Source organism: Gemmatimonadaceae bacterium (genome assembly GCA_036496605.1).
Classification (GTDB): Bacteria; Gemmatimonadota; Gemmatimonadetes; order Gemmatimonadales; family Gemmatimonadaceae; genus AG2.
In genome coordinates, this window is record DASXKV010000006.1 from 43491 (window position 1) to 59544 (window position 16054).

Here is a 16054-nt window from a genome sequence, read left to right on the forward strand (position 1 = left end):
ATCTGACCTCACCTTCATTCCGCGCGCAATGCCTCCGCAGGGCTCACGCGCGCCGCGCGGCGCGCCGGGAGAAAGCTCGCCACCGCAACGACGCTGAGTACTATCGCCGTCGCAATGATCAGAATCCAGGGATCGCTCGGACTGATCCCGACGAGCAGCGAATGTAGAACGCGCGTCGTCGCGAGCGCGACGACGAGGCCGAACACGGCTCCGATCACGCCGAGCCGGAGTGCCTGAACGACGATGCGTCCGCTCACGCTCGACGGCCGCGCGCCGAGCGCAATGCGCACGCCAATCTCGCGTCGGCGCTGGCTGACGACGAACGCAATCGCGCCGAACACGCCGATCGCGCTGAGCAGGAGTGCCATCGCCGCCGAGATCCCGAGGAGCAGCGTCGCGAACGAGACGCGCGCCATCGACCGCGCGACGATGACGCTCATCGGCTCGAGGTTCGCGATCGGAACATGCGGGTCGAGCTCGCTGACCGCGCGACGGATGCCATCGGTGAGCGCGAGGGGGTTGTCACTGTGCGTGCGGATGACGACCCGCACGTAGTTTGGTGGCGACCAGAGATGCGTGCCCGTCGCTGGGATGAGCGGATAATAAATGATCGGCTGCGGCGGCTGGTCAAGCCCTTGGTCCCGCACATCGCCGGCGACGCCGACGACGCGATAGAACGGCGGCTGGGTCGAATTCGAGATCGTCTTGCCGAGGGCCTCCTCGCCGGGCCAGACGCGGTGCGCCAGCGTTTCACTGATGACAACGCCCGCCGTCCCCTGCTCCGTCTCGGTCCACGTCGGCACTCGGCCGCGCACCGGAATGCGCATCGCCGCGAAGTAGGTCGGAGCCACGTGCGGCTTCGGGACGCACGGCGCTGACTCGCCGCGGCCGAGCGGTTTGTCTTCCGCAAAGATCAACGCGCAGGCCGCGCCCGAGAACTGATCGAGTGGAAGCGATTCCGTGATGCCGACCGCGGTCACGCCCGGCATTCCCGCGAGCCGTTCGTTGAGCCGGCGATAGAAAGTCTCGACGCTCTGATAATCCTGGTACGTGCTGCGCGGCAACGCGATGGTAAAGGTCGCGACGCCGGACGGATCGAAGCCGGGCCGCGCATTGCGCAGGTTACGAAAGCTCTGAACAAGGAGCGCTGCGTCCGCGAGAAGTACGAGCGCGAGCCCGACCTGGCCGACGAGTAACACGTCACGTGTCGCGAGCTGTCTTCGCGACGCCGTCGTTCCACGCGCTCCCTCGCGGGCGCCGAGGTCCGCGCGCTCGCGCCGAAAGCTCGGTACGACGCCGAAGACGAGCCCGATGCACAGCGACAGCCCGGCCGCGAAGACAATGGTTGTGATGTCGAGATGCACCTCGGCCAAACGCGGAATGCTCGAAGGCGCGATCGATAGCAGCAGCTGAATTCCGTTCCAGGCAAGCGCCAGTCCTATTGCACCGGCGGCGAGCGCGATGAGCAGGCTCTCACCGAGATAGTGAAGCGTCACATATAACCGCGACGCACCGAGCGCGCGACGAATTGCCACTTCGCGCTGCCGGAACTCGAGGCGCACCAGAAAGAGATTCGCTACATTGGCGCAGGCGATCAACAGCACGAGGCCGACCGACGCGAGCAGGATCCAGAGTACTCCGCCGATGTTTCCCAGGATCTCATCACGCGCCGAGATCACGTCGGCGGTGAAATGGTAGTTGCGCATGAAGGCCGGCGAATAGGCGCCGGGGAAGAGCTCGGAAAAGCGCCGCGTGATCGCCTGCAGGTCACGTTGCGCGTCGGCAATCGTTACGCCCGGTCTGAGCCGGCCAATCGCGCTCAGCCCGTGATCGTTGACTGGAGGCGCGAGCGAGTCGATCGGCAGCGGAAACCATAGATCGACGCGCTCGTCGGGAAGCTCCATGCCGCTCGCCATCACGCCGATCACCGTCATGCGCGACCCTTCGACCGTAATCGGCTTACCGACGATGTTCGGATCGCCGCCATAGCGGCGTTTCCAGAGGTCGTTGCCGATCACGACGACGCTGGGCATGCCCGGATGGTCGTCGGCGCTGGTGATCGGACGTCCCATCGCGGTGCGCAAGCCGAGGATCCGCACGAGACTCGCGCTCGCAAATGCTCCCGGCACACGCTCGGCGTCACCTTGGTCGGTGATCGCCGGCTGCCACGAGCTGAAGGCGCCGATATCCTCGAACGTGTGGTTGTGCCGCCGATACTCGAAGTATCCCGCCACCGACACGCCCCAGAACCCAGTGGCGGTCTTGCCCGAGACGGAACTCCGGATCTTCACGAGTTGATTGGCATCCGGATACGGCAGCGGCCGGAGCACGACGCGGTCGAGCACCGTGAAGATCGCCGTCGTCGCACCGATCCCGAGCGCCAGCGTGAGCACCGCGACGATGCTGAAGATCGGGCTCCGCGCGAGGGCACGGGCTGCGTGACGCAGCTCGCGACCCACAGCGTCGATGACGTCCATGCGCCGTTGTTGGCTGAGGATACGCCCGTAGCGCGACCAGCGTGACACCTCGGCGGCGAGCTGACGGCGGCCCGCAGTCGTTAGGCGATTTACTGGAATGGTTCAGGTAAGGTGCGCATGTCCACGCTAGCTGTCAAGAAGACGGGGTCGTCGTTAGGCTAGTGCCCGTATCTGATCGGCTTGCGCACGAGCGCGGCGGTGAGAAGCAGATTGCCCAGCTGCTCGATCGGGAGCTCTGCCCAGCCGTTCGGCGGCGGCATCAACCGTCGCTTCTCGGTTGAGCTCTCAAAGCAGAGCCAACCCTCTCGGTATCCTTCCGGCAGGGAATCGGCCGAACGCCACTCACTCGACGCCGGATTCACCTCGTACACCATCCACTCGACACCCGCAGCATCGCGGATCTGACGCATCGCGCTCTCCGATCAGAAGGGCCCAACGCTGCGAAGCGCCCGCAAGATCTGCTCCTTCATGCGCAGCACTGCGCGATTTCGAGTTCGGTCTCGAGCGCGGCAGGCGACTTGCGGGCACGGCCCGTGTGACCGACGCCACCAATCGCCTCAGCAACGACGACGCCATCTCGGCAATTCTTGCCGAGTGGCGGCGACGGCTCCGCGGAGAGTCGGATCTGGAGGCCCGCGAGGACCTGCGCGGCCGGCGCGAGCGTTCACTCACCCGCGCTCTGCTCGCGGTTGCCGACGCGCCGGAGAACTCGGCACAAGCCTCGGAATCCCTCAGCAAGTTGGCGATGATCGCCGCACTCTACGGCGTCGACCAGCCGCGCGAACGTCTCGATCCCGGGGCGCTATGCGAGGAGCTCAACCACCTGCGCCAGGCAGTGCGGCACTACGTGCGTCAGAAACGCCTCGAACCCGACGTCGCCACGAAGCGCATTCTCGCTTTCGACCGCGCACTGTCTGTCGCGATGCACGCAGCGCGAGCGGGAGAACACCAATGCGACAGCGGCGACAATTCCCTGCCGAGAGAATTAGAGGCCAGGGGCTAAGATCAGTTCAGCGCATCACCGCGCGGAGACGATCCTTCCACGCGTCGTCAGCGACGAAGAGCGAATCCGGAAAGACACGGTACGACGCGAGCTGCGTGTAGATCGCCTCGCTGCGATAGGAATTGAGCCCGACGGCTGCCAGGTACTGGAGACGCAGGTTCCGATCGCGATTGATCGCCGCGCCCTCGAGCCAGGGTTTCAGTGTCGACCCGTCCCCAGCATACGTGGAGAAGAGCGCGATCGGCGAATCGAAGCCGACTTCGCCGAGCGATGCCGCGACCCCTGCATAACGAGGATTCCCGAAGCGCGCCGCCAGCGCGGCGATATCGATGCGCGTCGTCTGGTTCTGCGCGAGCAGGACCAGATCATAGCCGCCGCCGTTGAAGTTGTTCGCCCAGACCGTGCCGTACGGAAAGACGGCAAGGAAAGTCGCGATCTCGCTTTTCACGGCGTCCGGCGTGCTCTCGTAGAGCGGAACCCATTGGGTCACGACGCCGCCCGGGTTGAGGTGCCGCTTTACGGCCTCGAAATACTCGCGCGTGTAGAGCGACGCCGCGCCCTTGACCCACGGGTGAATCGGATCCGAGGTGATGACGTCGAATTTGTCGTGCGTCGTGAGAATGAAGCTGCGCGCGTCATCATAGACCATCGTCGTGCGCTTGTCATTAAGCACGTCGTTGTTCTGGTGCGTGAAATAGCCCGAGACGACACGCGGAATGAGCGGCTCGATCTCGCAGATCGTTAGGCGCTCGACGTCGGGATACGGCACGAAGGAGCCGGCCGTCACGCCGGCACCGAAGCCGACGACGAGCACCGACGCCGGATGCGGGTGCACGAGCGCGGGCAGGTGCGCCAGCATCCGTTGCAGTCGCATGTCCTGCGGCAGCGTCGACGCCTCGACCTTGCCGCTGACGTGGAATTGCGTCGCACCGCTGGACGTGAGCGTCGTCACCGCGACGCTCGAGTTCATTCCCTCGCCAACATAGCGCACGTCCACCTGACCCAGCCACGTCACCATGTACCGCCCGTACGCGACGAGCAGTCCCGGGACGCTCGGCGTGGCGACACTGGCCAGCACGGCCAGCGTCACCGCCGCCGTCACCATCCCGATACGAGCGCGCCCGCCTAACGACGTAACGAATACGGCCAGCGCCGCCAACGCCGCCAGCGCGACGAGCCATCGCTGCGCGTCCTGAGTTCCCAGCACCGGTACGAGCACCAGGCTGAACCCGAGCGCACCGACGATGCCGCCGACCGTATTCGCCGCGTACACGGCGCCGACGAACTGCGCGGCGTCGCCGCCATCGTGTGCCGCCGACGCGAGCGCAAGCGGGAAGCTCGCCCCCCAGAGACATGCCGCGGGTAGGACAACCCAGATACACCTCGTCAGGTCCAGTTGAAACGTGTACCAGGGACTTGGCGCGAGCGCGGGATTGATCGGCCAGTACGGAAGTGCGCTCCCGATCATCGCCGCCGCGAAGAGGATCGCAAGCACCTGAAGCAGCTGGCACGCGCCCAAAGCGAGACGCGGTCGCGCGACCGAACGGCCGATGGCCGCGCCGAACGCGCTGCCGATACCGAGCCCCGACAGGAAGACGCCGAGGATCATCGAGAAGGTGTACGTCGTCGCGCCAAGCATCAGGGACAGCAGTCGCGTCCACACGACTTCCGCGCCGAGGGCAGCCGCTCCCGAGAGGCCAATGACGAGATAGATCGCAGTATTCCGCGTGGTGCCTGACGCGCGGCGCCCGGTTGGCTCCAGCGGCGGCACGCCCGTTCGCTTCGCGACGCCGAACCCGACCCCCGCGACGATGAGATTGATCGCGAGCGCGGCGAGCGTCGTGATCGTGAGATCGTACACGCGCAGGAGATAGAAGCCGGCGAGGATGCTGCCGAATACCGCGCCGACGGTGTTCCCGCCGTACAGAAAGCCAATCCAGGCGACGCCGTCAGGGGTCGCGGCCACGGCGCGCGACGCCGCCGGCAGCGTCGCGCCCATGAGCACCGTCGGTGGAAGAAGGCATATGGCGCACACTACGGCCCGAATCAGGATCGCGAACGGCCCATGGCCGGCGATCGCCGAGTACACACCGCTCACCAGCGGCACCACCGCGAGCACGAAGAGTCCACATGCACCGATCCCGAGCTCGAGGAACGCATAGAGACGAAACGGGTGGATGACGCGCAATTTCGTTAGGCGCGGCAGAAGCAGACTGCCGACGCACATCCCGCCCATGTACGTGGAGAGCAGTACCGCGAGCGAGATCGCCGAGGAGCCGATCACCAGCTCGAGAAGTTGAAACCAGACGATCTCGTAGATGAGCGCCGCGATGCCGCTCAGGACGAAGAGCGCGAGCAGAGCGCCGAGTGGTCGCGCGGGAGCGACGCCGGCAACGGGCGGCTCGAATCGGGTGACAGCGTGCTTGGCAACTGTCTTCGGCATGGGTCTCAGCCTTGCCGCTTCTCGAGCTCGCCCAGAAGCGACGGAATGAATCCCCCGAATGCGCCATTGCTCATGACGAGCACCACGTCTCCACGCTTCGCTTCGTGCGCGACCCGGCTCACGATCTCACCCACGTCGGACGAGTAGTCGGCAACCATGCCCCGATGACGCAGCGCGTCGACGATGGCCGGCACGCTGAGCTGTTCGTTCGCCGGCACCTTGTCGTGTGGCTCCGGCACCTTGAGCGACACACGCTCGGCACCCTCGAATGACTCGGCGTATTCCTTTTGGTGGATGTTGCGGCGGCTCGTATTCGAACGCGGCTCGAAAACCGCCCAGAGACGGCGATCCGGATAACGCAGACGGATTGCATGAATCGTCTCGCGCACCGCGGTTGGGTGATGCGCGAAGTCGTCGATGACGAGAACGCCGTTCGGCTCGCCGCGCGGTTCCTGACGCCGCTTCACGCCGCGGAACGAGGCGAAGCCCGCGGCGATCTGCGTACTCGTTAGGCCGAGCGATCGCGCGGCGGCGTAGACGCCCGCGGCATTCTCGACATTGTGACGCCCGGCCATCGGCAGGAGAAAGCGCGGCGCGCTGCCATCGGGCTCTCTGATCACGAAGTGCGCGCCCGACGCGTCGAAGCTCAGATCGTTTGCCGCGTAGTCGCCGGTGAATCCATAGGTGACCACGTCCGCCCTTCCCTTCCGGGCGATCTCGATCGCGTTGGGGTAGCTCGAGCACACGGCGAGCGTACCATCGGCGGGGAGAACGTCTGCGAATTTCACGAACGCCGACTCGTAATGCGGCATGTCGCGATAGATGTCGGCGTGGTCGAACTCGATGCTCGTGAGAATCGCCGTCTTGGCGCGATAGTGGAGGAACTTCGGTCCTTTGTCGAAATAGGCGGTGTCGTACTCGTCACCCTCGACGACCACGTACGGACCCGCGCCACAGCGAAAGTTGCCGTTGTAGTTGAGTGTCACGCCGCCAACGAGAAAGGATGGATCGGTCCCTGCAGCGACGAGCACGTGCGCCACCAACGCCGACGTCGTCGTTTTGCCGTGCGTGCCAACAACGACTACGCTGTGCTTGCCCGCGAGAATGAGCGATCCAAACGCCGCGGGGAAGCTCATCTGTGGAACGCGCCGCTCGCGGACTGCCGTCGCTTCCGGGTTCTCGCGTCTAATGACGTTGCCGATGATCACCAGGTCGGGCCGCGCACGATCGAGATTCTCAGCCGCGTAAGGCGTCATCACGTCGATTCCCCAGGCGCTCAACATGTCGCTCATGGGGGGGTAGACGTTTGCGTCGCTTCCCGTCACTGTATAGCCGGCGGCCTTGAGCATTCCTGCAAATGATCCCATCCCCGTGCCGGCGACGCCGACGAGGTGGATGCGCTTGACGGAGTGCGGCGCGATGTCGTCCAGTACGAGCCCGTTGTCATTCATGGCCATGAAGCATAGCGACTGATGCTGCGCTCCGTTTCGATCCTCTGCCTGCTCGCGCTACCTACCCTCGCTTCCGCTCAGTCGGATAGCAGCGCGCGACCGCGAAGTCCGCTGTGTTGGCGCGGAAAACCGGAGCCGCGGTGCGGATCGTTCTGGATCACGGAGATGAGCGGTGAGTACGCGTTTGCCACCACGCAAACTCACTACACGCTGAGCTCCGGACCGTACGTCGACTCGTTCAGAGTCCCGGATGTAAGCTCGCAGCTTCTCTGGACCGTTGGGCCCATGTTCAACACCGGCCCAACGCGAGCGCTTGGCGGAACGATTTCCGCGGGCTTGGTGAGCGAGGGTGCGCGCATCGCCGTCGAGGCGCGGCGGCGTTACTGGATGTCTCCGACGAGCGCGGTCGATGTCTCGGGGGGCGCTCTACGCATGGACGTACCGATGGTGCCCAACAACATCGATCATAGTCCGTATGGCGTGACGGCCGGTGTCTACGTCGTAGGCGGAGACCTCATTCACCTCAACGGGCACGTTGACGCGCTATTGACGGGCGGCCGAGTACGCGCCGCGGGAACGGTCGGCGGCGGACTGGGAAGCTATCCGGCGCTGGGAGCAACGCTGCTGTTCGGCGTACTGACGCTGGCGGTGATTGCGGCGTTCGCGAGCAACGGGGACTTCTGAGCGCGCTGCCTAACGAACGAGCTGGAAGGTATTCGAGACCTCCTCGTCCGTGGGCAGCTGAGCGCGCGTGATCACCGGATGGCTCGGCTCGCCAGCCGCGCCGTGGAAGACTTCCCAGAGAACGCGGTACGTCCCCGGAACCTCGTTCACCGCGAAGCGCGGCAGGTAATTGGTACCCGGCATGCCCGCGATGACCTGAAAGACGTACTCGTAGGTCGTGTTGTTGGCGATCTTGAGAGGCGTCTCCTCACAGGCGAGCACATTCGGCTGGAACGCGATGACCCACTTGTCGCCAACCTGCTTCTGCAGTCGCGGTGGCTGCGGCCCCTGGCACATCGGCAAGTAGACTGGCCCGCCGGTGGAGTTGCGGTACGTCATCCGAATCGTTAGGTGCGCGAGCCCATTCGCCTCGCTCACCGTGTAGATCGGTGAGTCGGTTCGAATGGGCTCGGTGGTCGGGTATGCCATCCGCGCACCGGCGCAACCAAGGCCTGCTGCCAAAGGGAGCAGAAGTATCGGCGAATAACGCATGGAATGCTCTCGACTGATCCTACTGTCGCTAAGCGAGCACCGTGCCGGGCCGGGTTGGAATTGCCTAAGGGAGGCTAGGAGGGCGAGCCCTTTCAGCTCGCTCCTCCAAGCAGTTCCGCCGTCACTTGACGAACAACCGCCCGATCCCTCGCCCGATCGCGCTGAAAAACACCGATATCGGGCCGGGCTCACGCTTCTTGCTGAACTCCGCGTTCAGCTCCGCGAGCGCCGATGTGTTCTTCAGATGATCGAGCCGGTGCTCGAGGCTGTCGATGTCCCCCTGCACCCGCGCAAGCTCGCGCTCGAGCGTGAACACGTCGCTCATATTGACGGCTTTCTCGAGCAATGTCCGGAGCTGATCGCGTTCGGTGGACAGACTCGTGATGCGGGCCTCGACGTCGATCGACTCCTCGGTGACGTCCTGGGACGACACCTTACGCGACTTCACCGTGCCGAGCTGCGAGAGTGAATCGAGCGCGACATCGAGCTTGGGCTCCGGCACTCGCATCGAGACACTGACCCGTCGCTCGTCCCGCGACTCGCTGGCGATGTAGCCGCCGAGCGATTCCGTGAGGCTGCGGGTACGAACGACCGGCGGCGTGAGGTCCTCCACTTCCTCGGAGAGATCACCACGTCTGACGAGCATGCGTTGCGCCGGCTCCAGGCGAATCGAGCCCACCCCTGCCGGGGCGACCGAGGCGCCGGGTCCCAGCACGGGCGCTCCGGCGCGTTGGGCGATATGACATCCGGCGGCAGCGAGTACCACTACGACAGCGAACGCGGGGCGAAACACGGAACGAGTCATAGAGCACCTCCCATACGGTTAGGGTGCACGCGACAGCGCCCGTGGTACACGTACGGAGATTGAGGGTTTCACCGAGTCGTTCTGCTTGGCCTACTTCGAGTCCAGCTTCCTCCCCACGTTCAGATTGTCAAAGTTCATAACCGTATTGAACACGAGGAAATACGACCCGATCGTCTCGCCGCGATAGATCGGGTTGTTTGCGAACAACACCACGTGTCCCTTCTCGAGCGGCGCGTCGATGACGGCCGGGCGTTGGGCGATGTCGGTCCCGCCGTCGAGGAGACCCGAGACCAGCAGGTCGCGTTGATCGGCGAAGCGCACCGCGACACGTGGACGCTGGTCGGGTGGGATCACGCCGACCGGGTTGCGCAAGATCTCATCGGTCACCGGCGCGGCTTGCCACGGCTGCACGGGCGTTGGGCGAGGCGCGTCGAAGCGTTCGTCGAGCGGCCGTCCCTGGACCACGTCCGGATCGTCTGGGGTGCCGCGACCGGTCGCGCGCGCTTCGCCATTGCCAGCACCAAAGCGACCGCCGCCGCGTCCGCCACGCACGCTGCTGACGCCGAAGCTCTGGCCGTTCGCGCTGTACAGGGCGAGGCTGTCCTTCACGCCATAGACGATCGGGCTAGCGTCGTCGACGATCCGTGAACGGAGGAGCGTGCCGACCACTTCGCCTCGGCGCGGCTGATTGACGCTGACTCCGTTCGCGAGGCCGAACTGCACCGCGAAGTCGGCCGTGTTTTCGACGCTGACGAGCACGCCACCGCGCCTGACGAAGCTCTCGAGGTTCGCCAACCCCTGCCAGCCGAGTCCTGGGCGGAGATCCTCGGTCTGTGCCAACACTCCGATGTTCGGCGTCTCCGGCGTCTTCTTCCACGGGAGTGGATTTCGCCACTGTGGAAGTCCCTGGATGATCGCGTTGGCGTTGCCGCCCGCCGGTGGGAAGAGGATGACGTCGTACTTCGCATTGAGCGTTGCGTTTTTCGCGACGTCCTGCGTCGAGATGTAGTCGTAGGGGATCTGGAGGAAATCGAGCGCCTGGCGCCACCACCCTTCGGTCTGGGTGTTCTGCCAGGTATGCAGCAGCGCGATGCGCGCGGCGCGCAATGGATGCAGCTTGACGTTAGGCGCGGCGGCCGACGCGTACGCGGAAATACCGAGCTCCTTCGTTAGGCGATCGAGGTCGCCTTGCGACACGTTGCGGATGACGAACGAGCCCCGGTTGAAGTGCTTGCCGTCGGCGTCGAACGGCGCTTCGGCCGCTTGAAAGTCCGCATTCCTAAGCTTGTATCGGAGCGTCGCCAGCGCGTTGTCCCCGTTGTGGTTGACGAGGAACACGCCACCCGAGCCCGTGACGCCGCCCGGCGCTTTGATCTCCCCCGTCACGCGTTCCATGGGAACGTCGAGAACTTTGGTATCCGTGGTGCGGACAGCGCGTACGCCGAACCCTTCCGGGAACGTCCAGCCAGTGTCGTCGTAGGGATTCTTCTGCGGATCGTTCGGGCTCCAGTACTGATAGTCGAGGAGCGCGTCGGCGATGCGTGAGTACGGCTGGTCCATGCGGATGACGTAGCTGCCCGCGGGGAACTGTCGAGTTTCCGTCACCTCGGTCGGGCGTGGCGGTGCACTGTCGCCCTGCGTTGCCGCTCCGCGTCCAGCCCGGCCGCCCCGGCCTTCCGCGGGACGCCTAACGACCACCGTGACCGAGAAGGGCCGCGTCGCCCGCGAGATCTCGACCGCCTGTTTTTGCAGCACGCGAAGCAGATCCGCCTGCGCGCCGCGACGCGGATCGTCCGCCGGCAGCACGTACGCCGCGGGCCCTTCTGTTTTCGGCTTCAGAATCGAGCGTTTGCTTTTTTCGTAGAAATTCTCGAGGAAGGTACGTCGATTGTTGGCGATATAACTCAGCGAGACGAGTATCCCCGTCTGCTCGTAGTTGTTGTTGTTGCGGAGGGACCACTTCACGTGCGCGAGCGGCGGATTCTGGCGATACCAGGTCCGCTCCGTCTCGCTCGGGCTGAGCGTGCGATCGAGTGTCTCCGCGGTGCCGCCATTACCGAAGGTCTCGTACAAGCGGCTGATGCCGTTGTGCGTCGCCGCGATGAACATCAGGTAGCCGGGCGACCACGTATCGAACTGCCCGTGCGCGAAGACGCCGGGCATCCCGAAGCGCGTCATCTCCTGCACGTTGTTCCAGCCGATCATCTGCCATTCGTTCGTGAGCAGCGGATCCAGCCACGCATTGAACGGCCCGTCCCCGATCGTATTGTCGTACATGAACGGCACGGACTCGTGGAGGTCGTGCAGTACCTGCGCCTTCCAGTCCACGAAGGTGTTGAGGACGTTCTGGGTGAGCTTGAGCGTCATCCCCATCGCGTCGCGATTGTTGTCGTGACGCACGTAGTGCCCCCAGTACACGAGGTCCGGGTACGTCGCTCCAGGGTGCTTCATGTGCCAGTTGAAGATGTCGACCATGCGGTCGCGTCCGTCGACCTCGACAATCGGTGTGATGAGCGTGATGAGATGGTCGCGGATGTTCTTGATATACGGACTCTCATCGACGGCGAGTCGGTAGGCGAGCTCCATGAGGGCCGTCGGCGCGCCCGACTCGGTGGAGTGGATCGTCCCGGTGATGTAGTACACGGGCGCCGCGTCGGCGGCGATGCGACGGGCCTCGTCGTCGTTCATGCCGATCGTGCGCGGGTCGGCGAGCTTGGCCAGCTTCGCCTTGTTCTCGTCGAGCTTCGCCATCAGCTCTTCCGATGCCACGGCGACGGCGACCATCTCGCGCCCTTCTTCAGTCCTGCCAATTGAGTACACTCTCACCCTCGGCGACGACTTCGCGAGGAGACGCATGTACGCGTACACCTCCTTGGAGTCGGGGAGCTTCGTCGGCGCGCCGGCGATGTCGCCGAGGACAGCCTTGGGCGTCGGGACGGTCTTGGAGGCGGGCAGGTAGTCGACGAGGGGCGAGAGGAAGAACGGCTCGGTGGTGTACTCGTGGATCTTGCGCGTGTACTCCTCGTCGATCGCCTGGCCGGGATCGCGGCCAGGTCGGGCGGCGGAGAGATCGGCCGCGCTCGAACCCTGCTGAGCGGTCGAGTTTTGCGCCGGCAACGGCGCAGCCATCAGCAGAGTGAGAAGGACCAACGCGGAACTGAAGCGAGTCATTCCGGACCTCGGAGAAGGTAGAGAGTAGTTGTATGCAGCAGACAACTTAACGCGCGCGACTGTGTCGGCGAGCGCCGTGACTTGGCAGCGGCGCCTCAGGCTTGGAGAACTGTTGGGACGCGGATCAGCGACCGGTGATGAGGGTGTCGGTCAGCGCCGTGACCTTACCCGACATCGCCTTGTTGAACGCCGGCACGTCCTCCGTCATCACCTTGGCGTACTCCGCCTTTGCCGCCGCGAGATCCGACTCGATCTGTGCGAGCACCTCGAGCGACGTATCCGTCGGCCGAGAATCCGCGCCGCCGGCGACGTCACCCGCCCCCGTGCCGACCTCGCCCGAAAGCCAGATCAGGTTCAGATACACCTTGTACGCCTCGACGTAATACTTGTCGTCGCTGTTGAGATCGGACTTCGTGAGCAACCGTAGCTCGACGCCGAGGAGCTTTCCGTCGAGTGCTGCCAACGCCGACGACGCGTCGGCCGACGTCGCGGGCGCCTTGCGCTGATCCTCAATCTGACGCCTAACGATTTCGAGCTTGTTGATCATCTCCGCCGCGGCGTTCAGATCGTCGCGAATGCGGATCTGCGTCTGCGTCGAAGCGACGAGGTCGGCGTCGCTCGACGCAATCTCCGGATCGCGGAGAACCTCGAGCGGCTGCGAGGGCGTCGTGTCCTTCCCGACGACGACCCGCACCGCGTAGCGGCCCGGCAGGCTTAATGGGCCCGTGCTCTGCGGACCCTGAATGCCCCAATGCGTGATCGGCCTAACGGCTTTGCCCTTGAAGCGTGGCTCCTCCCAGATGTGCGGATTTGCCTCGGGCGTCGTGCGCAGCTCGACGCGCTTCGGCGCGTCGTAGTGCAGATCCCAGATCGCGCGATTCAATCCGACGCGTGTCGGCTGCTGGATCGTGCGAATCACCACGCCGGTCGAGTCGAGCACCTGGACCTTTGCCGGCGCGCGCTCGGCCGTGGCGAGTGAGAAGGTGATATCGGCGTGGCCGCTGCGCGCCTGGCGATAACCGGGGTGCGGCGTGTAGAGTCGCGCACCGGCGGCAGCGAGCTGTGCGCCTGCTCCCTCCTCGAGGGGCCCAATGTCGCGCAGAATGTAGACGCCGCGTCCATACGTCGAGACGACCACGTCATGCCACTTCTTCGGGACGACGATCCACGTCACGGGCGCCGCAGGAAGTCCTTCCTTGAATTGCGTCCAGTGCGCGCCGTCGTCGAGCGAATAAAAGAACGCGTGGCCGGTCCCCGCGAAGATCATTCCCTTCCGATTCGGGTTCTCGGCGACCGACATCATATAGGATAACGGGTGGTCGTTAGGCAGGCCGTCGCTGAGGCGCGTCCACGTCTGGCCGAAGTCGGTCGTCTTGTATAGATACGGCCGGCGATCGTCCATCATATGAAAGTCGACGGCGACGTACGCTGTGCCGGGATCGAAGTGAGATGGCTCGATCTTGCGTATCGTTCCCCACGCCGGCAGCCCGGTCACATTCTTCGTGACGTTCGTCCAGGTCGCGCCCGCGTCCTTCGTGAACCAGATCTGACCGTCGTTCGTGCCGGTCCAGATCAGCCCGCGCTGGATCTCCGACGGCGCGATCGCGAACACCACCTCGCCGTAGAACTGGCCAAGGTTATCGCCGACGATGCCGCCCGAGGAAACAATCCGTGAGGGATCTCGAGTCGAGAGATCCGGACTGATCACGCGCCAACTTTGCCCGCCGTTGGACGTACTGAAGATCACCTGGCAACCATAATAAACCGTGTTGTGATCGAACGGATCGATCGCGAGCGGCGGCGTCCAGTGGCAGCGGTACTTGAGATCGTTAGGCGGCGAATCCAGCGTGTGGAACCACGGACTCACGGAGCGCGCCTGTTTCGTCTTCGCGTTCCAGCGCGTGACCTCGTCGCCGTAGCACGAGGCCCACACGATATCGGCGTCGGTCGGATCAGGAAGTGTAAATCCCGACTCGCAGCCGCCGAGGCCGTGATCCCACGTCGAGAAGCCGCCGCCACGGCCGCCGCCCTGGTCCTCGAAGGCATTCGAGTCGGCGGCCATGACGCTGTCGCGCCGCGTCCGTCCGCTGTCTGCGTTAGGCGGCCGGCGCGGTGGGACCGAATCCGGCCGGCCACCGAGAGCGCCCGCGCCGCGTCCGCCGCGACCACCCGGAGCGAACACGCCGCCGCGTCCGCCGGTGGGCGCCTCCGGCGCCGTGCTCGGCCCACGCATCGTGCCGTTGTCCTGGCGGTTGCCGTACACCCAGTAAGGAGTCTGGTTGTCGACGGCGACGTGATACATCTGCCCGTTAGGCAGCGACACGTTCGTGAAGCTCTTCCCGTGATTCACCGTGATGCGCGCGTCGGCATCGTTCGTGAGCGCGAAATGATCCGCGTTCTTCGGATCGAACCAGATATCGTGGTTGTCGCCACCCCACGGCACGGTCTGGAACGTGACGCCACCGTCCATCGAGCGGAAAAAGCTGCTGTTCGCGATCAGAATCTCGTTCGCGTTGCTCGGCGAGACCGCGACGCGAATGTAGTATCCAGCACGCCCGATGAGCGCGCGCGTCCAGTTCACCGGGCGCCAGTTGGCGCCGCCGTCGTCCGAGCGCCAGAACGAGCCCTGGTCGGGAGTCTGAATCAGCGCGTACACCCGGCGCGAATCACTCGGCGCCACCGCGACGTCGATCTTGCCTAACGGGGACTTGGGAAGTCCGGGACTCGCGACCTTGCTCCAGCTCGTGCCGCCGTCGCGCGAGACGTAGAGGCCGCTCCCCGCACCGCCGCTGAACATCGCCCAGGTGTGCATCTCCACCTGCCACATCCCGGCGAACAGCACCGACGGATGCTTCGCGTCGATCGTGAGACCGGAGCAACCGGTGTTCGGATCGACGAACAGCACGCGCTGCCAATTCTTGCCGCCATCGGTCGTGCGATACACGCCGCGCTCCTGCTGCGGGCCAGTGACTCGGCCGAGCGCACAGACATAGACGATGTTCGGATTGGTCGGATGGACGATGATACGTCCGATGCGCCCCGTCTCACGGAGTCCGACGTTCTTCCATGTCGCGCCCGAGTCGTTGGACAGATAGACGCCGTCGCCCATGACGTCGGCGTCGCGGATCGCCCACGCCTCACCGGTCCCCGCCCAAACCATGTTCGGGTTCGACGGAGCGACGGCGAGCGCGCCGATCGCCTGCACCGCCATCGAGTCGAACACAGGGCGGAACGTGGCTCCGCTGTCGCTCGACTTCCACACGCCGCCGGACGCCGAGCCGACGTACCACACGCGCGGGTCGCCCGGTACACCCGTCACGGCGGCGAACCGGCCGCCACCAGACGGTCCCATCAATTGGAAGCGAAATGGGTCTTCAGGACGCTGCGGCCGACGGCCGGGCTGCTGCGCCGAGAGAATGGTGGACTGGAGAAGAAAAACCGAGAGGACGACGCGAAAGTTGCCGGTGATCGACATGCTCTTGCTCCATT

Annotated in this window: 10 protein-coding genes; 2 read left to right on the forward strand and 8 right to left on the reverse strand. The window is 64.9% G+C overall.

Annotation, left to right across the window (positions count from 1 at the left end; translation table 11 throughout):
• Positions 1–14: 14 nt before the first annotated feature.
• Together VGH98_03475 and VGH98_03480 are read right to left on the reverse strand one after the other, a co-directional pair.
• Positions 15–2477, reverse strand: coding sequence for an ABC transporter permease (locus VGH98_03475; protein HEY2375014.1), 2463 nt, complete (start codon positions 2475–2477; stop codon positions 15–17).
• 158 nt (positions 2478–2635) lie between these two features.
• Positions 2636–2887 (reverse strand): hypothetical protein, encoded by a 252-nt coding sequence (locus VGH98_03480; GenBank protein HEY2375015.1) that lies wholly within the window; start codon positions 2885–2887, stop codon positions 2636–2638.
• A 125-nt stretch (positions 2888–3012) separates the two neighbouring features.
• Between VGH98_03480 and VGH98_03485 the strand changes: the two genes are divergently transcribed.
• Positions 3013–3480, forward strand: coding sequence for a hypothetical protein (locus VGH98_03485; protein ID HEY2375016.1), 468 nt, complete (start codon positions 3013–3015; stop codon positions 3478–3480).
• Positions 3481–3487: 7 nt separating this feature from the next.
• Here VGH98_03485 and VGH98_03490 read toward each other — a convergent pair whose 3' ends face one another.
• Complete coding sequence (locus VGH98_03490; protein ID HEY2375017.1) at positions 3488–5923, reverse strand: fused MFS/spermidine synthase; 2436 nt, start codon at positions 5921–5923, stop codon at positions 3488–3490.
• 5 nt (positions 5924–5928) lie between these two features.
• Complete coding sequence (murC, locus tag VGH98_03495) at positions 5929–7380, reverse strand: UDP-N-acetylmuramate--L-alanine ligase (GenBank protein HEY2375018.1); 1452 nt, start codon at positions 7378–7380, stop codon at positions 5929–5931.
• A gap of 15 nt (positions 7381–7395) precedes the next feature.
• Between murC and VGH98_03500 the strand changes: the two genes are divergently transcribed.
• Entirely contained in the window at positions 7396–8058 is a 663-nt protein-coding gene (locus VGH98_03500) for a hypothetical protein (GenBank protein ID HEY2375019.1), read from the forward strand.
• Between the two features lie 9 nt (positions 8059–8067).
• On the opposite strand, the gene VGH98_03505 is transcribed toward VGH98_03500, so the two are convergent.
• The 4 genes from VGH98_03505 to VGH98_03520 all read right to left on the reverse strand — a co-directional run bounded on the left by VGH98_03505 (position 8068) and on the right by VGH98_03520 (position 16040).
• On the reverse strand, positions 8068–8589 hold the full coding sequence (locus tag VGH98_03505; protein HEY2375020.1) for a hypothetical protein: 522 nt from the start codon (positions 8587–8589) through the stop codon (positions 8068–8070).
• A 121-nt stretch (positions 8590–8710) separates the two neighbouring features.
• The gene (locus VGH98_03510) at positions 8711–9394 is read right to left on the reverse strand and encodes a DUF4349 domain-containing protein (protein ID HEY2375021.1); all 684 of its coding nucleotides are present in this window, start codon (positions 9392–9394) and stop codon (positions 8711–8713) included.
• A gap of 90 nt (positions 9395–9484) precedes the next feature.
• Positions 9485–12565 carry a M14 family zinc carboxypeptidase gene (locus VGH98_03515; protein ID HEY2375022.1) on the reverse strand — a complete coding sequence of 1027 codons (3081 nt, stop codon included), beginning with the start codon at positions 12563–12565 and terminating at the stop codon, positions 9485–9487.
• A gap of 124 nt (positions 12566–12689) precedes the next feature.
• A complete protein-coding gene (locus VGH98_03520; GenBank protein HEY2375023.1) occupies positions 12690–16040 on the reverse strand; it encodes a hypothetical protein in 3351 nt (1116 codons plus the stop codon).
• Between the last annotated feature and the right edge of the window lie 14 nt (positions 16041–16054).

Bases quoted from the DNA above. Each gene is read 5' to 3' on its own strand.
- VGH98_03480 (HEY2375015.1), bottom strand. From the start codon at position 2,887: ATGCGTCAGATCCGCGATGCTGCGGGTGTCGAGTGGATGGTGTACGAG.
- VGH98_03475 (HEY2375014.1), bottom strand. From the start codon at position 2,477: ATGGACGTCATCGACGCTGTGGGTCGCGAGCTGCGTCACGCAGCCCGT.
- VGH98_03510 (HEY2375021.1), bottom strand. From the start codon at position 9,394: ATGACTCGTTCCGTGTTTCGCCCCGCGTTCGCTGTCGTAGTGGTACTC.
- VGH98_03500 (HEY2375019.1), top strand. From the start codon at position 7,396: ATGCTGCGCTCCGTTTCGATCCTCTGCCTGCTCGCGCTACCTACCCTC.
- VGH98_03520 (HEY2375023.1), bottom strand. From the start codon at position 16,040: ATGTCGATCACCGGCAACTTTCGCGTCGTCCTCTCGGTTTTTCTTCTC.
- murC (HEY2375018.1), bottom strand. From the start codon at position 7,380: ATGGCCATGAATGACAACGGGCTCGTACTGGACGACATCGCGCCGCAC.
- VGH98_03505 (HEY2375020.1), bottom strand. From the start codon at position 8,589: ATGCGTTATTCGCCGATACTTCTGCTCCCTTTGGCAGCAGGCCTTGGT.
- VGH98_03490 (HEY2375017.1), bottom strand. From the start codon at position 5,923: ATGCCGAAGACAGTTGCCAAGCACGCTGTCACCCGATTCGAGCCGCCC.
- VGH98_03515 (HEY2375022.1), bottom strand. From the start codon at position 12,565: ATGACTCGCTTCAGTTCCGCGTTGGTCCTTCTCACTCTGCTGATGGCT.